Source organism: Brevibacillus choshinensis (assembly GCF_016811915.1).
GTDB lineage: Bacteria > Bacillota > Bacilli > Brevibacillales > Brevibacillaceae > Brevibacillus > Brevibacillus choshinensis_A.
On record NZ_CP069127.1, the window covers coordinates 1,954,141 to 1,974,290 of the forward strand.

A 20,150-nucleotide genomic window follows, 5' to 3' on the forward strand; every position below is an offset into this window, starting at 1 on the left:
GATCGATCGCGTGTATCGAGGCCCCATGAATCGATGTAAAAAAGAAGCTGACGGCTTTGGCCATCAGCTTCTTTGCATGTTTATTTTTTTGCTGGTTTGGAAAGGTCGATGCCGTATTTCGCAAAGCCTGTATCCAAAGTGGAGATGTATTTCAGGTTCGGCATTTTTTCGGCGTACGGCTTCGCGTCAGGAGAAGTTGTGAAGGTCACGTTCACTTTTGCGTTAACCGGAGCAAAAGACCAGTTTTGGTCTGCAGCTGGGTTGATCGATTTTTCGCTCAGGATGTAATCGATCACGACTTGACGGTTTTCGTCTGGAGAATCGATTACGATGTTTTTGCCGTCCAGTCCTGGGAAGTTTCCGCCGCCGCCTGCACGGTAGTTGTTCGTTACCACGATGAATTTGTCGTCCGCTTTTACTGGCTTGCCGTTGTACGCCAATTTTTTGATGCGGTTAGCTTTTTCGTCAACCAGCTTGCCATCGATCGCATATTTGGATGGCTGTGTAACGTCTACCTGGTAAGTTACGCCATCAATGACGTCGAAGTTGTAGGTTGGGAATGCTTCGTTTACCAATGGCTGCTCATCCGCTTTTTTCACATCGATCTGGTTGAATTGGCCAGCGGAGCGCTCGAGCCATTCTTGCAGCTGGGAACCGTTGATCAGTACGGCTTTCAGCGTGTTTGGATAGATGTACAAGTCAGACACGTTTTTGATTGCGATCGTGCCAGCAGGGATATTGGTGTAGTAGCTTGCGCCGTTACGACCGCCTGCTTTGAACGGTGCGCCTGCGGACAGGACTGGAATGCCGTCATACTCAGTGCCCTTGATGTTTTTCTCCACAAACCATTTTTGTGCATTTGTTACGATCTGGATGGACGGATCGTCTTGTACCAGTGCAAAGTAGCTGAAGATAGGGGAGCTGGTCGTACCTACTGCAGAACGTACCCACTCAACCGTATGGTCATGGTCTTCCTTCACGGCATCCAACACTTTTTGATCCGCATCAGCCAGGGAAGCTTTGTTAGCTTTGTCATAGATCGGAACTGCTTTGGAGGTGGAGTCTGCTACTTTCCACTTGCCGTTTTCTTGCGTCAGAGTAAGGTCGATTACACCCAGGTTATTGCCCCAGTATCCTGGCATAACAGCTGGTTTGCCGTTGATCATGCCTTTTGTACCGTCTACGCCTTCGATGTTTTCAAAGCCAGGGCCTGGGAATACGAGGTGAGAGTGGCCGAAGAGGATCGCATCGATGCCTTCGATTTTGCTCAGCTGGTAGCTCGCATTTTCCAGGTTGGCAGCTGTTTCAACAGGGCCGAGGCCGGAGTGAGCTACAGCCACGATGATGTCAGCGCCTTTTGCTTTCATTTCCGGTATGTACTTGTTTGCCGATTCGAGGATATCCTTGGCAACGACTTTTCCTTCCAGATTCGCTTTGTCCCATTGCATGATTTGCGGAGGGACGAAACCGATCACGCCGACTTTCAGGGACACTTCTTTACCGCTTTCATCTTTGAATGTACGGTCGAGGATTTGATAAGGGGTGAAGAGGTTTTTGTCGTTGTTTGGATCGTTGTCTTTGTCATCCACGTACACGTTGGAGTTGATATAAGGGAACTTGGCGCCCTTGATGCTGCGCTCCAAATGCTCCAATCCAAAGTTGAACTCGTGGTTACCGATGTTGCCCAGGTCGTAGTCCAAAAGATTCATGGCTTTGTACACAGGGTGAGTCTCGCCATCTTTGAGCGGGTCAATCTTGGCTACGTAGTCGCCCAGTGGGTTCCCTTGAAGCAGGTCGCCGTTGTCAATCAGGATGCTGTTTTTCGCTTCATCGCGGGCTTTCTTAATGAGAGTGGCCGTTTTGGCGAAACCGAATTCGTCAGTCGCTTTGTCTTGATAGTAGTCGTAGTTGACGATGTTGGTGTGAATGTCCGTGGTTTCCAGCAGGCGGAGTTTGAGGGTGGAAGTTGTTTGAGCGCTTACAGGAGTAAGGGAGAAAGTGAGTGCGCCTACAACCAGCGAAGTGCTGAGAAGACATGCAGCCAGCATTTTTTTGTTTGCTTTTTTCATGTTTTTGGATGACCTCCATAACTTTACAATAATTCCAAGCAAAAATAGTTTATCACTAGAATCATTGGATTGGTAGATATTCCTTGTGAATTTGTCGTAAATATACGAATCTTGAGAGTATCAGGTATGCGTGACCATTTTACTGGCAAGACTAGGAGAAAAAGGCTAGTAAAAGGGGTTCATTCGTATCATGAAGAAAAAATGGATGGTCTATACTTCGTGGGCCTTCGCCTTGGTGACAGGGCTCGTGGCGGGGATCCTCCTTTCACAGGGCAGTGGAAAGGAAGCGGGAGGACTGACTCAGCTCTTGGCTGGAGGAAAAAGATCCATGGAAGTTGCGGGAAGCTCCTATGAATTGGTGCTAGCACGCAGCTATTTGTGCGGCGTGAGGGATGAAGAACGCAAACCGGTGGCGATCAGCCATCTCGCTGATGCCATGGCAGATTACAAGGGCTGGGAGATTGTGACGGCAGATCACAGCAAGATGATCCTGATGAAGAGAGAGCAGGATATTTCTCCGGAATGCAAGGAGAATGGCCATTTCGGATTATCGGCTGACGGTATGCTCACACTCTTTCACGGCGTCCCTGCGGATCAGGAGGTCGTACAGACCTTCTACCGGATCAATACAGCCAAAATGGAAGCGAGCCTCCCAAAAGAGGAAGTGGAAAGCCTTAGGCGCGGCATCCGCGTGCGTGATCTGTCAGAGTATAACAGCGTCCTGTCGACCTATGGGGAATTTCAACTGAATGAAGAGTGAGAAGGCTGCCCGACATTGATATGCTCCCCTTTAAGTAGACAGGTGAAATAATGAAACCTGCTAATAAAGGGGAGCATTTTCATGTCTAAAGTACAATTTACTGCGTCAGAAAAACTGGCCATCCTTCTGGAGATCGATAGCGGTCAGATTGGTGTTATGGCTGCTGCTAAAACATACGGTAATAGCAAAACAACCGTAGTGAAATGGCGACGGCGATATGAGGTGTACGGATACAAAGGGTTAGAGATTCAATCTTACAATAGAACTTACTCGGTGGAGCTTAAGCTTCAAGCCGTTCAAGATTATCTAACCGGTCATTACTCCCAATATGAAATCATTGATAAATATAAAATCGCCAGCCGCACCCAACTCAAGAATTGGGTAGACAAGTATAATGGTCATAGCAGCTTAAAATCGTATAACGAAGGAGCAAAAGCTATGACGAAAGGTCGGGCTACAACATGGCAGGAGCGAATTGACATCGTTCACTACTGTCTTGCACATAAACATGACTATCAGGAGACGGCGAGCCAGTATCAAGTGTCTTATCAACAAGTATACCAATGGGTCAAGAAATATGAGGATGGCGGGCTAGATGCCCTACAGGATCGTCGTGGTCGGAAGAAGCCTGTTGAAGAGCTAACTGAAACAGAGCAGGAAAAGATGGCGATGAAAAAGTTGGAGTATGAAAATGAGCGGCTTCGAGCGGAGATTGCTTTCTTAAAAAAGTTACAGGAATTCCAAAGGAGGCGAGTTTAAGGCAGCACCGACAGGTGCATGTTTATTTAGCAATCCAGTCCATTCAGCAGGAAGGAGAGTTTAGTCTACAGCTACTATGCGAAACTGCAGGGGTTCCACGGTCAAGTTATTACAAATGGCGTAACCACAAGCCTAGTTTGCGTGAACTGGAAAACCGACAACTGATTCAGGCTATGCTTTTACTCCATGAGCAGGTTGGGGAATCTACGGGTATAGACGATTGACACTTCATTTACGCCGACAAACCAAACTGCGAATTAACCACAAACGGATGAAACGCCTAATGAAGATGGCCGGTGACCAATCGGTTATTCGTAGAAAGAGAAAGAAATATGCACGATCAACTCCTCAACATATTGCCGAGAATTTGTTAAACCGTGAGTTTCATGCAGCAGCACCAAACGAAAAAAAGTGGGTAACGGATGTTACGGAATTCAAATACGGCAGTGGAAAGAAGGCCTATTTAAGCGCAATTCTGGATTTACATGACAACACGGTTGTCTCGTACGCTTTCGGTCATTCCAACAACAATGCCCTAGTAATTCGAACGGTGAAATCGGCCCTGCAAACGGTACGGGTAAACAAGCCTATGCTCCACAGTGATCGGGGTTTCCAGTATACCTCTTCGAGGTTTAAAAGATTGTTTGGGCACGAAGTGGTCCAGAGCATGTCCCGAGTTGGCAGGTGTATCGATAATGGTCCCATGGAAGCTTTCTGGGGAACACTGAAATGCGAGAAATATTATTTGAATACATACAGTACCTTTGAGGAACTTGAAAAAGACATTAAGGACTACATTTATTTCTACAATAACGAACGATTACAAGCAAAATTAGACGGCCTCAGTCCCATGGAATTCAGGACCAAGGCCGCTTAACCGGTTTTTATTATTTGTAATGTCTACTTGACGGGGTGCAGTTCACATCGGGCAGCCTGATTTATTTGATTGCAATATCCACGATCCGCCACCGCTCCCACGGAGCAGAGCGGAGGAGGAGAAAATGCCATGTGCCAGCTCGTGATCCTCCTGAGCGCAGATGGTATTCGACCCGTACAGGTACGGATACCATCAGTGGATGGGAAGAGTCCGAGACGGCGATATGATCCGGCTTTTTCACAGAATCAACCAATCTCAGCTCATCTGGCATAGTCGAACCGTCTGTCGTCATTCGCAGCGTATGCTCGTCATGCTCATGGAGGGACGTGAGAAAATAGCCCACCAGTTTTTCAGGACTCGCCTCCATGATGGTTTGCGGCAGAGTACCCGCTGCCTTCAGGATCATCAGGCTGTGACTCGGATCCGGTTCCGTGCGACGGTGAGTGGAGCTGCCGCTAAAGTGAATGCAAAAGTGCCCGGGAAAGTCGTTGCCGCGGATGGCGCCCGCACCGTGGGGCATTCCATGCATGGAAGCTGCATAGTAGATGCCGTCGACCTCGACGAGGATCGCGCGTCGCTTCCAGCTCCATTTTCCTTGGTAAATATGCTTCATGATGTGGGTGTCGCTGCGTGTGAGCGGCTGGACATCTGCGTGCCGGCTGCCGGCTCTGCGCTGAATGTGAAAGCGCTCCCCTGTCTCCAGATCGATCACGGTCGCATATTTCATACGGCCAAAGGAGTGCCTGACTTTTTCCCAAGGAATGGCTTTTCCGTAATGAGCTTGTTCGACCGTCTGAACCAGAGCATCCACTTTCGATTTCAGCTGCTCTGACAAGAGGAATCGCCGTGCTTTCTTATAGTCAAACAGGCGCCCGTGATAATCGTAGATAAGGTTGCGGTTTTTCACCTTGATGCGGGCGCGTATCCAATCCGGCGAAAATGAAGCAGGGATGGTAGGAGTGCGGATCAGCTCGCGAGCAATCTCCGAGGTATTTTGAAAAACGAGCGTCGAGACAAAAGGCGAATCTGGGGAAACCGATACAGAGATGACGAGATCGTTTGCTTGGCTCGCGTAAGCAGCGTGGGGAATCGAAAGACAACAGGCCAACAGCCATGCACTATGGATCAAAAGCAGCTTCACAAGTCGCAAATGAGTCACCTCCATTACGATAGTGTCTCCACCATACAAAACAAATGACGAGCAAATCTTGCCATCATAACACGGATGACGATCCGCCATACTGTTGTCATACGGTGACCTAAGGAGGAGTCTTTTAGCATGTCTTCGATGCCTAGAGGTAGCTACAAAGACCAGTTCCACCAGCGTTTGTACGTTCAATTGAATCAGGGACACAACAAGCTAGACTACCGACGAATCAATATGATTCAGGAGCAGATGCAGAATGGCGTCGACGATTACGCCCATATGCAGCATGATGTGTCAGATTTGCAAGGACTGAACAAACACTAGCATGGCCACCGTATGCCCGCTCCCATTTAGGGGGCGGGTTTCTTCTTGTGGAGATGGAAATGCACGTTCGCTTTTCGGTCGCTTTGTGATACAGTAGAGAGTAGGATCTTTGCATTACAGATAAGAATTTTACGATTCTTGTCCAAGGCTCCGCCAAGAGCTTGGCGCAGCCAGTTTTCTAAACGGAGAGTGGGCCATGCGCATCTTAGGAATCGACCCCGGCATTGCAATCGTCGGCTTTGGGGTGATAGATAAACAAGGGAGCCAGCTTCGTCCCGTACAATACGGAAGCATTCAGACGGAGGCAGGCTTGCCGGTTCCCCTTCGTCTCAAGCAGATTTTTGAATCCATGCAGAGCCTGATCAGCACGTATCAGCCGGATGAAATGTCAGTGGAGAAACTGTTCTTCAACAAAAACGTGACCACAGCATTTACGGTTGGGCAGGCGCGCGGTGTCATTATACTTGCTGCGGAGCTTGCCGGTGTCCCTGTATACGAGTACACCCCCATGCAGGTCAAGCAAGCGGTGACCGGTTACGGGGGAGCGGAGAAAAAACAGATCCAGGAAATGACGAAGCTGCTTTTGCGGCTAAAGGAAGTGCCCAAGCCTGACGATGTGGCGGATGCGCTGGGGATTGCCATTACGCACGCTCAGTTCCGCGCGTTCATTTCCATATCGGAAGGAGTTCAGAAATGATTGATTTTGTCGAAGGTACGCTGTGTTACCTGGATTCAGAATACATAGTGGTAGAAACGGGTGGAATTGGCTACCGCCTGTTTTGTCCAAACCCGTACCAGTATGTTCGTTACGAGGGAAATCGGACGAAGCTGTATACCCATCACCATGTGCGGGAGGACGCAATTCTTCTGTACGGATTCGGCACTCGCGACGAACGGGACCTGTTCCGCAAGATCCTCGATGTCAATGGGATCGGGCCCAAAGGTGCTTTGGCGATCCTCGCAGCTGCTACGCCAGAGCAAATCGTCATGGCCGTACAACAGGAAAACGTTACGTACTTGACGAAATTTCCCGGTATCGGGAAGAAGACAGCGCAGCGCATGATTCTGGACTTGAAGGATAAATTGGTAGGCTATACCCCATCTGCGATCTTGACTGTCGCTGCGGGTGATTTGACAGCAGGAGAAGCGGCTGTATCGGCATTAAACGAAGCCTTGGATGCGTTGACTGCGCTCGGCTATTCGGACGGTGAATTGCAGAAAATCAGAAATGCCCTGTCCGAAAAGTCAAAAGAGGGCGATGGTGTAGAAAAGCTCATCAAGCAAGGGCTCGCTTTGCTCATGAGGGGGTAGGACTTTGGATCAGCGAATTATAACAACGCAGATGGATTGGGAAGAAGACGCGGCGGAGCTGAGCCTCCGTCCTCGCTATTTAAACGAATACATCGGTCAGCAGCACGTAAAGGAAAACCTCAAAATTTTCATTGAAGCTGCCAAGATGCGAAAAGAATCGCTGGACCACGTGCTTCTGTACGGGCCGCCGGGTCTGGGGAAGACGACGCTTTCTCAGATCATTGCCAATGAGCTGGGAGTCAACATCCGCACGACGTCCGGTCCGGCTATTGAGCGACCGGGAGATTTGGCAGCGATCCTCACCAATTTGCAAGAAGGGGATGTCCTGTTTATCGACGAGATTCACAGGCTGAACCGCAGCGTAGAGGAAGTTCTTTACCCGGCGATGGAGGATTTTGCGCTGGATATCATTATCGGGAAGGGCCCGAGCGCGCGCAGTGTGCGGCTGGATTTGCCACCTTTTACCCTGGTGGGTGCAACGACCCGTGCAGGCATGCTTTCAGCGCCGTTGCGAGATCGATTTGGCGTGGTTAACCGATTGGAGTTTTACACGGTTCCCGAGCTGGCATTCATTGTTTCGCGTGCTTCGGATATTCTACAAGTAGTGATTCGGGAAGGGGGAGCCGAAGAGATTGCCAAGCGTTCCAGAGGCACCCCGCGCGTCGCGAATCGTTTGTTAAAGCGCGTCCGAGACTTCGCACAGGTGAAGGGGGAAGGCGTGATTACGACGGAGATTGCCAAAGAAGCGCTGGAACGGCTGCAGGTGGACGCGTGCGGGCTGGATCACATCGATCACAAGCTGCTTTTGGCCATCATCGAACGATTCGATGGAGGTCCTGTAGGCCTGGATACGATTGCCGCGACGATCGGTGAAGAGTCGCAAACGATCGAAGACGTCTGCGAGCCGTATTTGATGCAGATCGGCTTTATGCAGCGAACCCCCCGTGGCCGGGTCCTGACACCCAGTGCGTACCAACACTTTGGTCGGGAGATGAAAGAGTGAATCCGATTGCGAAGCTGCTGATTATCGGTGGAGCTGTGTTGATTGTGATTGGCCTCTTGTGGCAAGTCGGCGGCCGCTTTTTGCCGCTGGGCCGCATGCCGGGTGACATTGTAGTCGAGAAAGAAAACGTAAAGTTCTACTTTCCCGTGGTCACCTGCATCATCATCAGCATTGTATTGTCCCTCGCTACTTATCTGTTTCGTCTGTTTAAATGAAAGAGCAAAAGCCATTGGGAGTGTTCCCGATGGCTTTTTTTCTGACTGCTGATTTTACCTTTATTTTCATCATGCAGCGGTTCGTTGTATTTTGTCGAATGAGGCAGACAAATCCGACAGGGCCCAAATTGTGAAAAAAGGGAGGAGAACGCAGAAGGTTTGTCGAAAAACATGGGAGTTCATGCCAATTTTCGACGAAACCTAAAGGAAGGGAAGGACGATGGACGACATGTGGAAGAAATGGATGGGAAAAGTCCTTTCGGCGGGTCTGATATCAGCTGCACTTCTCGGAGGGTACACCCCTGCTGAGGCGGCAAGCAAGAATATCCGGGTGGCTCTCTTTGTGGATACAGGACAGGGGTACCGCGGTGTGGTGCCAGCTGTAACGCTAACGACTGAAAAAGGAATGGATGTGACGCTGGTAGGACCGGAAGGCAAAGCAAAGCTACCGAACCTCGGCGGTGATGAGGCTCGTTACCGGGTGGATGAATATCATCTGGTCGTGGCGGAATCCAGCGACTGGAATCGCGCGCAGCAAGTGGCTCAGCAGATGAGCCAGCGCAAGTACGAAGGTAGCATTCAGGTCGTGAAACGGGCCGGCCAAACGATCTACCAAGTAGTGAGCGGGACGTACGGAACCTATCAGGCAGCTGCGAATCAGGCAAAAGCAGTTAGCCAAGCTACCGGTCAGGCACCGGTAGTAAAAGGTCCTCTGCGGCTTGAGGCGGGGCGATTCAACAGCTTGAAGGAAGCCCAGGATTGGCAAGCAATCTTCGAGGCATCAGGGATATCTGCCTATCCCGTTTTGGTGGGAGACAAGAGCAAGGCGACTTTTGCGGTATGGATTGGGGATGAGGTGAGCCAGGACGCTCTCTCAGCACTGGCAAGAAAAGCTTCAGCGGAGGTTCCAGGTTTTTCGTACAAGCAGCCTGCTACCCAGGCATATGTCGTGCTGAAACAGGACGCGTACGGCTCCAAAAGTGATACAATATGGAAGTACGTATTCTCGCCAAACGTGAAACTGACTGTCGAGCCGAAAAAAGCCGGATCCGTAGCGTTGATCGGCGTCGTGGAGCGGGACAAGCGCACCTATCGCGGGGAAATGGAGCTGTCCGAGTACAAAGGGAATTTGACCTTGGTCAATGAATTGTCCATGGAAGAGTACTTGTACGGCGTGGTCAGTTCGGAAATGGCTCCAGGCTGGCCGATCGAGGCACTCAAGACCCAGGCGGTTCTCGCCCGCACCCGTGCGGTAGGGACAGGGAATAAGTACGGGATCGCAAACTTGTCGGATACCGTCTACGAACAGGCTTATTACGGGTATACAAAGGAGTCAAAGGATATTCGGGAAGCGGTAGATGAAACGGAAGGCGAAGTCATCTACTACAAAGGAAAGATTGCCGAGTCTTTGTTTTATTCCAATGCTGGGGGGATGACCGCGGATGGAACAGAAGTGTGGGGAAATCCGGTTCCGTACCTGCGGCCCGTCATGAGCGAGGATACCGAACCGTTAGAAAAGGCGAAGATCTGGTATCTCGTTTCACTTGCTGATGGCACGCTCGGGTACATTCGGAGTGATCTGGTGAAAGTGACCGGCGGGACAAATCCAGTGGGATTGCGAATGGCGGTCGTCAGCACCAACAGCACAAACCTGCGTTCCGGCCCGAGCACGGCATATCATCGCGTGCTCTCTACGCTGCCGACAGGAGCCGAGGTTACGATCGTGTCCGAAGAGGCAGAGGAAAACGCGTATTCCTGGACGAGGGGGCCATACACACCGGCAGAGGTAGCCGGGATGATTAACGCTGTGCAGGCAAAGGGCAATGCACAGCGTGTTCCAACCAATCTCAAAAGCCTCCAGGTGACGGAGCGGGGACCGTCCGGCCGCGTTCAGGAAATGGAAGCAAACGGTATCAAAATTGCCGCAAGTTCACCGGATGCGCATCGTTCTATTTTTCAGCAAGGAGCCAGTACCTTGCGCAGCACCAAGTTTGATGTGGAGGAAATGGGGACATTCACCATTTTGGGAGCGGGAGGCAAGCGTACGACGTACCCTGCCGGAAGCGGCAATGTACAGGCGCTCAGCGCTGACGGTTACGGTTCTGTATCGGCGAATGGCTACAACGACCAGTTTCTGATTTATCGGGGAACTGATGATTGGCGTGTGGCCAGCAAGACTCAGCAGTTTCTCTTCAGAGGGACAGGCTTCGGTCATGGACTCGGCGTCTCTCAGTACGGAGCAAAAGCAATGGCAGAGAGCGGGTATGACTACAAGGAGATCTTGCAACACTACTACCAAGATGTGACAATCGAAGAGTGACGTCGAGGAAGCACATGAATTGTCATAAAAGGAGCAACGACTCGTGGATGTGCAACAATTTGATTTTGATTTGCCGGAGCATTTGATTGCCCAGCACCCCCTGGAGGAGCGCACCTCTTCCAGACTGCTGGTCCTTCGCAAAGAAACAGGGGACATCCTGCATCAACGATTTACGGATTTGATCGATCATCTTGTCCCGGGTGATGTCCTAGTGATGAATGACAGCCGGGTACTGCCTGCACGGCTGATTGGAGAAAAAGCAGAAACAGGTGCCAAGATCGAGGTTCTTTTGCTAAAATCACTCGGCGATGACCGCTGGGAAACACTCGTGAAGCCAGGGAAGCGGATGAAGCCTGGAACAGAGGTAGTCTTTGGCAACGGGCTTTTGCGCTGCACATGCCTCGATGTGACGGATACAGGCGGTCGGATCATCCAGTTTCATTACGAAGGCATTTTTTACGAAATCTTGGACCAGCTCGGCTCCATGCCGCTTCCGCCGTATATTCATGAACAGCTGGATGACCAGGAGCGCTACCAGACCGTCTACTCCCGCGAGCGTGGATCGGCAGCTGCTCCAACGGCAGGCCTTCATTTTACGAAGCCTTACTTGGAGCAGATTGCAGCAAAAGGTGTCCAGCTCGCCTATGTGACCTTGCACGTAGGACTGGGGACGTTTCGACCGGTATCAGCCGATACGATCGAAGAACACGTCATGCATTCCGAGTATTACGAGATTCCCGAAGAGACGGTGGAAATCGTCAACCGTGCCAAGGCAGAGGGCAGGCGTGTGATCGCCGTCGGTACGACTTCCTGCCGAACGCTGGAAACGGTGGGAAAAGCGCATGGAGGTAAGCTGGCTGCGACTTCCGGCTGGACGGATATTTTCATCTATCCAGGCTATTCGTTCTCCATTCTCGATGGATTGCTGACGAATTTCCACCTCCCTAAATCGACCTTGGTCATGCTGGTGAGTGCATTGGCGGGGAAAGAGAATGTCCTCCGAGCCTACAAGACGGCGGTCGAGGAAGAATACCGTTTCTTCAGTTTCGGCGATGCGATGCTGATTTTGTAGCTAATTTGTGGATATTCGCATTCGTTTATATATCCGCTAGGTCATGTGGGTTTACTTCATTGTGAGATTTTTTTATAATAGGAAAGACTTACATACATAGCTTGAGGAGTGCAAAGAGTTGGCTGTACGCTACGAACTAATCAAAACTTGCAAGCAAACCGGTGCACGTCTCGGCAAACTCCATACGCCGCATGGGACGATCGACACCCCTGTCTTTATGCCCGTCGGTACCCAGGCAACGGTAAAAACGATGAGCCCTGAAGAACTCAAGGCGATGGGTGCCGGCATTATTCTCAGCAATACGTACCATTTGTTCCTTCGCCCAGGACATGAGATTGTTCGAGAGGCGGGCGGACTGCATGGATTCATGAACTGGGACCGCGCGATTCTAACAGATTCTGGTGGATTTCAGGTCTTCAGTTTGAGCAATTTGCGCAAAATAACGGAAGAGGGAGTTTCCTTTCGTTCCCATCTGAATGGCGAAAAGCTGTTTATCGGTCCGGAAGAGGCCACACAGATTCAGAATGCGCTCGGTGCCGATATTTTCATGGCATTTGATGAATGCGCTCCTTACCCGGCTGAGTACGATTACGTGCAAAAATCGATGGAGCGAACCACTCGCTGGGCCGAGCGATGCTTGAAGGCGCATACACGCCCGAATGAACAAGCGCTGTTTGGAATCGTTCAAGGTGGAATGTACCATGACCTGCGCGCGCAGAGTGCAAAAGATCTGGTTTCCATGGATTTTCCTGGCTACGCGATCGGTGGATTGAGCGTTGGAGAGCCTTTCTCCCTGATGTACGAAGTGTTGGAAAGCACCGTTCCGCTCCTTCCGACGAACAAGCCTCGTTATTTGATGGGAGTGGGATCGCCTGACGCTCTGATCGACGGAGCGATCCGCGGCATCGACATGTTCGACTGTGTGCTTCCTACACGTATCGCCCGCAATGGGACATGCATGACAAGCCAGGGCAGACTGGTGATTCGCAATGCGAAGTACGCCCGTGATTTTACGCCGCTCGATCCAAATTGCGATTGCTACACCTGCAAGAATTACACCCGTGCTTACATCCGACACCTGGTCAAGTCGGAGGAAACCTTTGGCATTCGGCTTACGACGTACCACAACCTGCACTTCCTCGTGAAGCTCATGGAAAACGTGCGCCAGGCTATTGCTGAAGACCGTTTGCAAGATTTCCGCGACCAGTTTTTCGCTCAATATGGATTGGGTGAAGATAGATCTTTTTAATCGAGGGGGATTTACATGGATAGCTTAACTAATTTTTTACCGATCATCATCATGTTTGCGATTTTCTACTTCTTGCTGATCCGTCCGCAGCAAAAGAAGGCAAAAACACGTAACGCCATGTTAGCCGCAGTGAAAAAAGGCGACAAGATCGTTACCATTGGCGGCATGCACGGAACGATTCAAGAACTGACAGATGACACCGTTACGCTGCGCGTAGCTCACAATGTGAATGTTACGTTTGACCGCGGTGCCATCAACAGTGTCGTTTCCGCTAGCAATGCGGCTCCTGCAAAGACTGAGCCAGTGAAAACAGAAGCGAAAGCCGAAGAAGCAAGCGAAGAAGCGAAATAATAAAAGGAAAAAGCAGGTGGGGCAGCCCGCCTGCTTTTTTCTTTGGTTTCGGATCCAGCCAGCTTATCGTCTCGGCTTGATCCCTTTTGGCTTGTGGCTGGTGTTGATGGAATTGACTCCGAGGATGCCGCCAAGTCCTGCCAATGCAAAGGCACCGACTAGAAAGAGGAGGGTTCCCCATTGCATGGGTGCATCAAAGCCGAGGAAGCCGATGAGCAGGACGAGAATGAAATAGGTGAGCCCCGTAAGTCCGCCATAGTACCAGCCCTTGCCACCGCAACGCCGCCCTGTCACATAACCGCCAATCAATAGTCCGATGATGTTGATGACGTACGTAAAATAGGGCAGGGAGCTTTCACGCAGATTGGTAAAGCTAAGTAGAAAGGTAGCGAGCAGCGCTCCGATCAAGACGAGACCGAGCGTATACAAAAGACCTGTTAGTACAGAGGTGGAAGCACTCCGCACGGTATTTACCCCCTCACTGGTCAACTGTTTGTACCATCTATATGAAAGGCTTGGCTGACGTATTCATCTTCGCGTTGAACATTGAAAGGAATTTTCGTATGATGGATGAGGAACAAGACGGGGGTGAAGAAAGATGATTAAAACGTACTTTTATAACCACTCAGAACAGAAGATGTTTCATGACGTTGATCTCGCTACCAAAGACCAATGGCTGAAATCTCCCGAGGATTTGCTCTGGATTGATCTGTATGATGTGGGAAACAATGAACTTCCCTATATTGCCAAGATCTTCGACTTTCACCCGCTGGCAATTGAGGACTGCCTGCACGTCAGTCCGCGTGCTAAGGTAGACAAGTACGACGACTACTATTTCTTCGTCTTTCACGCCCTGCGTTATAACGAAGAGAGCGACGATGAAATTACGACGGTAGAACTGAACGTGTTTCTCGGTCCGAACTACATCGTCACGATTCACAAATCACCAATGAATACCATCGGGAGAATCGCGGCCATGTGCCACCGCAACATTTCGTACCTGAATCGGGGCCCGGATTACCTGCTGTACGCCATCGTGGATGGTATTACGGATGAATACTTCCCGATTATCGACCGAATCAGCGTGCGGATTGACGAGCTGGAGGACGAGATTTACGAGCATCAGATGGAAGAAATTACGGAAGAATTCCTGGCGCTGAAGCGAACGATTATTTTGATTCGTCGAGTGATTATGCCGCAAAAACGAATCTTCGCCAATGTAAATGGCCGTTACTCGTTCGATATATCCGAGGAAAACGTTCCGTTCTACAGTGATTTGACAGACCACTTGGAGAGGATTTCCGACTCGACGGAGACTTTCCGCGATCTGGTAAACGGTGCGCTGGATACGTACTACACCATTATCAGTGCGAAAACGACGGAAACGATGCGTGTGCTCACGATCATTTCCACCATTATCCTGCCCCTGACCTTCATCACCGGTTTATTTGGAATGAATACCTTTGCGTGGCTGGGTGAAGAAGCGGAGAAGTACATGCTCATCATCGCGCTTGTCATCATGTTGGCCATGACTTTTGCGATGCTCCATATATTCCGCAAGCGCAAGTGGCTGTAATTGGCGCTTATAGTTGCCCCCTCGCTGAACAAGACTAGTAGCAAATGTTCAGTGGGGGGCGCAAGAAGTGGAAGATATGACAACTGCATTGCTACGCACCCTGTTTTCGTATTTTTTTCTGCTGGTGATGCTGCGATTGATGGGGAAACGGGAGCTGGGCAAGCTTTCCGTTTTTGATGTAGTCATTTCCATCATGCTGGCGGAAATGGCTGTTCTGGCGATCGAGGAGATCGACAAACCGGCGAGCCTGTTTTACATACCGATGATGCTCATTGGGGTTTTGGAGATCGCAATGGCGTATATCTCCTTGAAAAGCAAAAAAGTCCGAGACGTGGTAGACGGCTCGGCAGACATCATTATTGAAAATGGTGAGATCAGGGAAGGCGCGATGCGGAGAAATCGCCTAAACATGGATGATCTGATGGTGCATCTGCGTCAAAAGAACGTCAAGAACATAGCGGATGTAGAATTCGCTCTGTTGGAGCCGACAGGACAGATGAGCGTTTTTTTAAAAGCGCGCAAGGATCCGGTCACTCGAGAGGACTTGGGCATATCCGAGCATGAATCATCTGGCCCTGTTTCCTACAAGGGTCTGCCCATCCCGCTAATCCTCGACGGCAAAGTCCGGATGGAAGCTCTCAATAAAATCGGGCAAAATGAGCTTTGGCTCAAACGGGAAATTCGCAAGTACGGAATAAAAGATATTCGAGAGGTATCGTTCTGCAGCATTGACGAGCGCGGAATCATTTACCTGGATAAGAAAGACAAACAGCCGCTGCAGTAATCCTCAGCGGCGTGGAAAAAAGATTGCCAATTGTTCGCCGATCCATGGGATGCGGCGAACGTCTTGTTTGCCCAGAACGCGCATCGCGACCAGCAAGACGACGTACAGCACCGTGCTGACCATCGTGCAGACGAGCAAGAGCTGTCCGATGGATGTATCCATGAACCAATGCTTTGCCATGTAGGAGCCAGCGTAACCCATGGCGATCATGGCGGCCCCGATCTTGCCAAATTCGCGAATGTCGATGGTGAAGCCGATCTTTTTGATGAGGCTGGCAAAATGGAGCAGAGTGACCAGCGTGATTCCGATGTTGAGTGCAATCACGGTCCCATGGATGCCAAAGGCGGGTTGAGCCGTAAACAGAAACATGGCTGCTGTTTTCACGATCGCACCAATGAGGGTGTTGCGAAAGACGACCTGAGCGTAATCCAGTCCTTGCAAGGCTGCAGCGAGTGGCGCCTGAAAAAAGAGGAAGACAGAAAAAGGCGCCATCTCTTTTAACAGAAGTCCGACCTCATGAAATTGGTTTCCGTAGATCAATCCGCACAGCGGTTCAGCAAAAATGGTCAGCAATACCGTGCAGGGTGCTCCTATTACGAGTGTGATCCGCATCGACTGATAGATGCGACGATGCACGAGGGGAGCATTATTTTGATAGGCGGCTTCCGCGACGGCAGGAACGAGGGAAATCGACAAGGAATAGGTAAGGAATGTCGGAAACATCAAAAGCGGTACGGCCATTCCTGCGAACTGCCCGTACAAGCCCGTAGCGGTCGATGTGGTGAATCCGGCGATGACGAGGGCAAGCGGGACGAGCATCGGCTCCAGGACATAGGCGATGGAGCCGATCATTCGGCTCATGGTCACCGGCAGCGCCACGTGAATCAATTGGCGCAGGCTCGCTTTGCTCGCGGACACCGCTTGAAGAAATGGCTTTTCCAAAAGCAGGGATGCTGTATGCTTGCTTCCTTTTCGATATTGCCACAAGATGTACAAGAGTCCGGCCGCTTCTCCGAAAATGATGCTGCCTACTGCCCCTGCCGTCGCGTACTCGATGCCGGCTGGCAAAAAGGTGATCGTCATCACGACGACCAAGGCCATTCTGACCATTTGCTCCACCAGCTGCGAGATGGCCGTCGGAATCATGTTCTGTTTGCCTTGGAAGTACCCCCGCAGCACCAGGGAAATGCTGGAGATGGGAATGACGGGAATGGCTGCGAGCATGACGATGTGAGCGCGCGGGTCCGCAAACAAACTGCTGGCGATCAAGTGAGAGAATAGCAGAAGAATGGAGCACAAGATCAGGCTGATCCCACCCGCAACAGACAGTGCCAATACGAGAAACCGGCGAGTCAATCGTGGGTTTTTGGCCGCTTCCGTTTCCGCGACCTGCTTTGCGATCGCGACAGGCAATCCGAATGTGGTCAAGGTGATCAGGAAGTACAAGAGGGGCACGACCATCTGGTAGAGACCCATCCCTTCTGCGCCGATGATACGGGAGAGCACGATTCTGTGGGCAAATCCGAATACTTTTGTCACGCCGCCTGCGATGATGAGGATGACCGTCCCGTAAAAGAATGACTGTCTCATGGAGGGCTCCTTTGCAAGGAAATTCACTTAATACAGAATATGGACGTGCCACAGTCGGCATGACTACTTTGGGGAGGGAATAAAAAGATGGACCAAGCGGAAAAAGATGGTTGGTTTCGGCATGTTTCAAGTATTTGCCAGAGCAAAGCGGAAGAATTTGCCTTGCTCGGCTATGAAAATGTGACGGCAAAAGATATTTGGGAGTGTGTCAGCCATGCGTACAAGGAGATCCCGCCGATGCACCGCCTGGTCAATGATGTCCTGTCCCTGAAGCCCAACAAGTACATGAATTACCTCATGATCCAAATGTATCGAAATTCATGATGAAACTTCCTCGCCGCACATTCGTATGAAAGAAAATGTGCAAGCAAGCGCAAGGGGTTGGTTACCATGGTTCACTTTTCCAGCAATAATTGACACGTTTTTTCATACTTCGCTATAATGGGCATACTGGTTTCTCGTCAAGGGACGGGACCCTGTTACGAAAGAGGGGTATTACTGCGATGATAAAATGGGGAAGATTCCTCCTGTTCCTGGTTGTTGTAGCCTTACTCGGCACGTTGGTAGCAACGACGACCACGCAGGTGGCAGGTAAGATCACACTCGGTCTGGACCTTCAAGGTGGTTTTGAAATTTTGTATGAAGTAGAACCGCTTGAAGCTGGACACAAAGTTGATATTGATTTGCTCAAATCAACTGCACACATGATTGAGAGGCGGATTAACATTGGTGGCGTGGTAGAGCCCGTTATCGATACAGAATTGCCGAACCGTATTCGTGTGAAAATCGCTTCGCAATCCGCCGACCAGGACAAGCTTCGCGAACTGATCGGGAAACCCGCTGTATTGACTTTCCGTGACGAGGCTGGAAAAACGATACTGCGCGGCAGCGATTTGGCTCCGAATGGCGCAGCAGTCGGCTACGATGACTTGAAACGTCCTTTGGTAACCGTGAAATTCTCTGATGCGAAAAAATTGGAAGATGTAACGCGTGCGAATCTACATAAACGCATGGCGATTTATCTGGATGAAAACTTGCAAACGAACCCGACCATTCAATCGGTCATCACGGGCGGCAGTGCGCAAATCACGGGGGATTACACTCGGGAATCCGCTCAGGAGCTGGCTGACCTGCTGAACTCCGGTGCGATGCCTGCCAAGCTGATTGAGAAACAGGTAACTTCTGTGGGCGCTTCCCTGGGTGCGCTTGCTCTGCAAAAAACGATTTATGCGGGATACATCGGGGCGGCCTTGATCTTCTTGTTCATGCTGTTCGTGTACCGCATGCCAGGTATGATTGCGAACATTACACTGGCTGGATTTACGTATTTCTGTCTGGTCGTACTTGATTGGATGGACGCAACGCTGACATTGCCGGGGATCGCAGGTTTCATTCTCTCGATCGGTATTGCCGTGGACGCGAACATCATTACGTACGAGCGCATTCAGGAAGAAATTCGTTCCGGAAAAACGATCCTTTCGGCATTCCGTGCCGGTGAACGTCGTTCCTTGATCACCATTTTGGACGCACATATCACAACATTGATTGCGACTGGCGTGCTGTTCTACTTTGGGACGAGCTCCATCCAAGGATTCGCCGTTGTCCTCGCCATGACGATCGTCGTAAGTATCATTACCAACGTGTTCGGATCTCGATTCCTCCTCTGGCTGGTTATCCGCTCCAACATGTTTAAAAAGCCGTTCTGGTTCGGAGTAAAGGAGAGTGAGATCGGTGAGCTTTAATAATCACGACACGGTCGTTCGATTTGATATCGTAAAAAACCGCCGGAAGTTTTTTATCGGATCTTCCGCGATTATCATCATTGGCTTGCTGTTCATCCTGATCCAAGGTCTGCATCTGGGCGTAGACTTCAAAGCGGGTACACGCCTTGACCTCTATATTGGGAAAGAATTCAAGCCTGCAGAAGTAGAGGCAATCATCAAGGAGAAAATTCCGGATGTGGCGTTCTCTCCAGTAACGACGTACGGTACGTACCAGGCCTTCACTCGTTTTGATAAAACGGTCTCATCCGACACGCTGATGGTAGTGGAGCAGTCGTTGAAAGCGAAATACGGGGACCAGGTAAACAAGCAAGTATCCACGGTAGACCCGAGTATTGCTCAAGAGATGGTGAAAAAAGCGGCAATCGCTGTAGCGGTCGCTTCCATCGGGATTGTCATCTACATCGCGATACGTTTTCAGTGGCTCTTCGGGGTTGCGACAGTTGCTGGTCTGCTGCATGACGTTTTTATCCCGATCGCGATTTTCTCCATTTTGGGGCTTGAGGTCGATCTGACCTTCATCGCAGCGCTTTTGACGATTCTCGGTTACTCCATTAATGACAAAATCGTTATTTTTGACCGGATCCGTGAAAATCTCAGAACCATGAAATCCAGGAGCATTGAAGATCTGGAGCATCTCGTAAACGTATCCCTTTGGCAGACCATGCGCCGCTCCGTTTACACGGTAGCGACCGTATTCTTCACCGTATTGGCAATTGCATTGCTGGGTAGCGAGAGCATCCGCAATTTCTCTTTGGCCCTGTTGTTCGGTCTGGTAAGCGGTACCTATTCTTCGATCTTTATTGCTGCTCAAATTTGGGTGAATTTAAAAGAACGGAATATGCTGAAGAAGAAAGCATAAGCCTAACGCAGTTTCTTCTCATAACAGCCTGTTCAAAAATGCCGCGGGGAAGCTCCCCGCGGTTTTCTACTTCATGAGCATAGGTCCCCCCTTATTTTAC

Annotated in this window: 21 protein-coding genes; 17 read left to right on the forward strand and 4 right to left on the reverse strand. The window is 50.4% G+C overall.

From position 1 onward, the window contains the following. Positions 1 to 80 precede the first annotated feature (80 nt). Positions 81 to 2,069, reverse strand: a complete 1,989-nt coding sequence (locus JNE38_RS09995; protein WP_203356416.1) for a bifunctional 2',3'-cyclic-nucleotide 2'-phosphodiesterase/3'-nucleotidase — start codon at positions 2,067 to 2,069, stop codon at positions 81 to 83. A gap of 190 nt (positions 2,070 to 2,259) precedes the next feature. Between JNE38_RS09995 and JNE38_RS10000 the strand changes: the two genes are divergently transcribed. The 3 genes from JNE38_RS10000 (at position 2,260) to JNE38_RS10010 (ending at position 4,465) form a co-directional block, all read left to right on the forward strand. Continuing rightward, the gene (locus JNE38_RS10000) at positions 2,260 to 2,829 is read left to right on the forward strand and encodes a BofC C-terminal domain-containing protein (RefSeq protein WP_203356417.1); all 570 of its coding nucleotides are present in this window, start codon (positions 2,260 to 2,262) and stop codon (positions 2,827 to 2,829) included. Between the two features lie 81 nt (positions 2,830 to 2,910). Further along, the gene (locus JNE38_RS10005) at positions 2,911 to 3,588 is read left to right on the forward strand and encodes a helix-turn-helix domain-containing protein (protein ID WP_203356418.1); all 678 of its coding nucleotides are present in this window, start codon (positions 2,911 to 2,913) and stop codon (positions 3,586 to 3,588) included. Positions 3,589 to 3,790: 202 nt separating this feature from the next. Continuing rightward, the gene (locus tag JNE38_RS10010; RefSeq protein ID WP_275296716.1) at positions 3,791 to 4,465 is read left to right on the forward strand and encodes an IS3 family transposase; all 675 of its coding nucleotides are present in this window, start codon (positions 3,791 to 3,793) and stop codon (positions 4,463 to 4,465) included. A gap of 61 nt (positions 4,466 to 4,526) precedes the next feature. Here JNE38_RS10010 and JNE38_RS10015 read toward each other — a convergent pair whose 3' ends face one another. After that, positions 4,527 to 5,606, reverse strand: a complete 1,080-nt coding sequence (locus tag JNE38_RS10015; protein ID WP_203357492.1) for a hypothetical protein — start codon at positions 5,604 to 5,606, stop codon at positions 4,527 to 4,529. A 138-nt stretch (positions 5,607 to 5,744) separates the two neighbouring features. Between JNE38_RS10015 and JNE38_RS10020 the strand changes: the two genes are divergently transcribed. The 9 genes from JNE38_RS10020 (at position 5,745) to yajC (ending at position 13,457) form a co-directional block, all read left to right on the forward strand. Next, positions 5,745 to 5,936, forward strand: coding sequence for a hypothetical protein (locus JNE38_RS10020; protein WP_203356420.1), 192 nt, complete (start codon positions 5,745 to 5,747; stop codon positions 5,934 to 5,936). A 196-nt stretch (positions 5,937 to 6,132) separates the two neighbouring features. Next, positions 6,133 to 6,633, forward strand: coding sequence for a crossover junction endodeoxyribonuclease RuvC (ruvC, locus tag JNE38_RS10025; protein WP_203356421.1), 501 nt, complete (start codon positions 6,133 to 6,135; stop codon positions 6,631 to 6,633). Continuing rightward, entirely contained in the window at positions 6,630 to 7,247 is a 618-nt protein-coding gene (gene ruvA, locus JNE38_RS10030; protein WP_203356422.1) for a Holliday junction branch migration protein RuvA, read from the forward strand. Before ruvC ends, ruvA begins: the two co-directional genes overlap by 4 nt. A gap of 4 nt (positions 7,248 to 7,251) precedes the next feature. Next, complete coding sequence (gene ruvB, locus JNE38_RS10035; RefSeq protein ID WP_203356423.1) at positions 7,252 to 8,250, forward strand: Holliday junction branch migration DNA helicase RuvB; 999 nt, start codon at positions 7,252 to 7,254, stop codon at positions 8,248 to 8,250. Then, on the forward strand, positions 8,247 to 8,465 hold the full coding sequence (locus JNE38_RS10040) for a DUF2905 domain-containing protein (RefSeq protein ID WP_203356424.1): 219 nt from the start codon (positions 8,247 to 8,249) through the stop codon (positions 8,463 to 8,465). Before ruvB ends, JNE38_RS10040 begins: the two co-directional genes overlap by 4 nt. Positions 8,466 to 8,685: 220 nt before the next feature. Beyond that, positions 8,686 to 10,785, forward strand: coding sequence for a SpoIID/LytB domain-containing protein (locus tag JNE38_RS10045; RefSeq protein ID WP_203356425.1), 2,100 nt, complete (start codon positions 8,686 to 8,688; stop codon positions 10,783 to 10,785). 43 nt (positions 10,786 to 10,828) lie between these two features. Then, positions 10,829 to 11,857 (forward strand): tRNA preQ1(34) S-adenosylmethionine ribosyltransferase-isomerase QueA, encoded by a 1,029-nt coding sequence (gene queA / locus JNE38_RS10050; protein ID WP_203356426.1) that lies wholly within the window; start codon positions 10,829 to 10,831, stop codon positions 11,855 to 11,857. 118 nt (positions 11,858 to 11,975) lie between these two features. Beyond that, on the forward strand, positions 11,976 to 13,106 hold the full coding sequence (tgt, locus tag JNE38_RS10055; protein ID WP_203356427.1) for a tRNA guanosine(34) transglycosylase Tgt: 1,131 nt from the start codon (positions 11,976 to 11,978) through the stop codon (positions 13,104 to 13,106). A gap of 15 nt (positions 13,107 to 13,121) precedes the next feature. Next, a complete protein-coding gene (gene yajC, locus JNE38_RS10060; protein WP_203356428.1) occupies positions 13,122 to 13,457 on the forward strand; it encodes a preprotein translocase subunit YajC in 336 nt (111 codons plus the stop codon). Positions 13,458 to 13,520: 63 nt separating this feature from the next. Here yajC and JNE38_RS10065 read toward each other — a convergent pair whose 3' ends face one another. Further along, the gene (locus JNE38_RS10065; RefSeq protein ID WP_203356429.1) at positions 13,521 to 13,922 is read right to left on the reverse strand and encodes a TIGR04086 family membrane protein; all 402 of its coding nucleotides are present in this window, start codon (positions 13,920 to 13,922) and stop codon (positions 13,521 to 13,523) included. 133 nt (positions 13,923 to 14,055) lie between these two features. Here JNE38_RS10065 and corA point away from each other — a divergent pair, with 133 nt between their 5' ends. Continuing rightward, positions 14,056 to 15,033 (forward strand): magnesium/cobalt transporter CorA, encoded by a 978-nt coding sequence (corA, locus tag JNE38_RS10070; RefSeq protein ID WP_203356430.1) that lies wholly within the window; start codon positions 14,056 to 14,058, stop codon positions 15,031 to 15,033. Between the two features lie 76 nt (positions 15,034 to 15,109). Beyond that, positions 15,110 to 15,817: a DUF421 domain-containing protein gene (locus JNE38_RS10075; RefSeq protein ID WP_428993718.1), complete on the forward strand. Its 708-nt coding sequence runs from the start codon at positions 15,110 to 15,112 to the stop codon at positions 15,815 to 15,817. A gap of 3 nt (positions 15,818 to 15,820) precedes the next feature. Here the strand turns inward: JNE38_RS10075 and spoVB are convergent, their stop codons facing one another. Beyond that, complete coding sequence (gene spoVB, locus JNE38_RS10080; RefSeq protein WP_203356432.1) at positions 15,821 to 17,407, reverse strand: stage V sporulation protein B; 1,587 nt, start codon at positions 17,405 to 17,407, stop codon at positions 15,821 to 15,823. An 87-nt stretch (positions 17,408 to 17,494) separates the two neighbouring features. Between spoVB and JNE38_RS10085 the strand changes: the two genes are divergently transcribed. The 3 genes from JNE38_RS10085 to secF all read left to right on the forward strand — a co-directional run bounded on the left by JNE38_RS10085 (position 17,495) and on the right by secF (position 20,050). Then, positions 17,495 to 17,731, forward strand: a complete 237-nt coding sequence (locus JNE38_RS10085) for a post-transcriptional regulator (protein ID WP_203356433.1) — start codon at positions 17,495 to 17,497, stop codon at positions 17,729 to 17,731. 179 nt (positions 17,732 to 17,910) lie between these two features. After that, positions 17,911 to 19,149, forward strand: a complete 1,239-nt coding sequence (gene secD, locus JNE38_RS10090; RefSeq protein WP_203356434.1) for a protein translocase subunit SecD — start codon at positions 17,911 to 17,913, stop codon at positions 19,147 to 19,149. Then, positions 19,139 to 20,050 (forward strand): protein translocase subunit SecF, encoded by a 912-nt coding sequence (gene secF, locus JNE38_RS10095; RefSeq protein WP_203356435.1) that lies wholly within the window; start codon positions 19,139 to 19,141, stop codon positions 20,048 to 20,050. The genes secD and secF overlap by 11 nt, the downstream gene beginning before the upstream one ends. The last annotated feature ends 100 nt before the right edge of the window (positions 20,051 to 20,150 follow it).

What these genes read in the sequence shown, in the direction of transcription:
- JNE38_RS09995 (WP_203356416.1), bottom strand. Translation starts at nt 2,069, where the DNA reads ATGAAAAAAGCAAACAAAAAAATGCTGGCTGCATGTCTTCTCAGCACT.
- JNE38_RS10000 (WP_203356417.1), top strand. Translation starts at nt 2,260, where the DNA reads ATGAAGAAAAAATGGATGGTCTATACTTCGTGGGCCTTCGCCTTGGTG.
- JNE38_RS10005 (WP_203356418.1), top strand. Translation starts at nt 2,911, where the DNA reads ATGTCTAAAGTACAATTTACTGCGTCAGAAAAACTGGCCATCCTTCTG.
- JNE38_RS10020 (WP_203356420.1), top strand. Translation starts at nt 5,745, where the DNA reads ATGTCTTCGATGCCTAGAGGTAGCTACAAAGACCAGTTCCACCAGCGT.
- ruvC (WP_203356421.1), top strand. Translation starts at nt 6,133, where the DNA reads ATGCGCATCTTAGGAATCGACCCCGGCATTGCAATCGTCGGCTTTGGG.
- ruvA (WP_203356422.1), top strand. Translation starts at nt 6,630, where the DNA reads ATGATTGATTTTGTCGAAGGTACGCTGTGTTACCTGGATTCAGAATAC.
- JNE38_RS10045 (WP_203356425.1), top strand. Translation starts at nt 8,686, where the DNA reads ATGGACGACATGTGGAAGAAATGGATGGGAAAAGTCCTTTCGGCGGGT.
- yajC (WP_203356428.1), top strand. Translation starts at nt 13,122, where the DNA reads ATGGATAGCTTAACTAATTTTTTACCGATCATCATCATGTTTGCGATT.
- corA (WP_203356430.1), top strand. Translation starts at nt 14,056, where the DNA reads ATGATTAAAACGTACTTTTATAACCACTCAGAACAGAAGATGTTTCAT.
- JNE38_RS10075 (WP_428993718.1), top strand. Translation starts at nt 15,110, where the DNA reads ATGACAACTGCATTGCTACGCACCCTGTTTTCGTATTTTTTTCTGCTG.
- spoVB (WP_203356432.1), bottom strand. Translation starts at nt 17,407, where the DNA reads ATGAGACAGTCATTCTTTTACGGGACGGTCATCCTCATCATCGCAGGC.
- JNE38_RS10085 (WP_203356433.1), top strand. Translation starts at nt 17,495, where the DNA reads ATGGACCAAGCGGAAAAAGATGGTTGGTTTCGGCATGTTTCAAGTATT.
- secD (WP_203356434.1), top strand. Translation starts at nt 17,911, where the DNA reads ATGATAAAATGGGGAAGATTCCTCCTGTTCCTGGTTGTTGTAGCCTTA.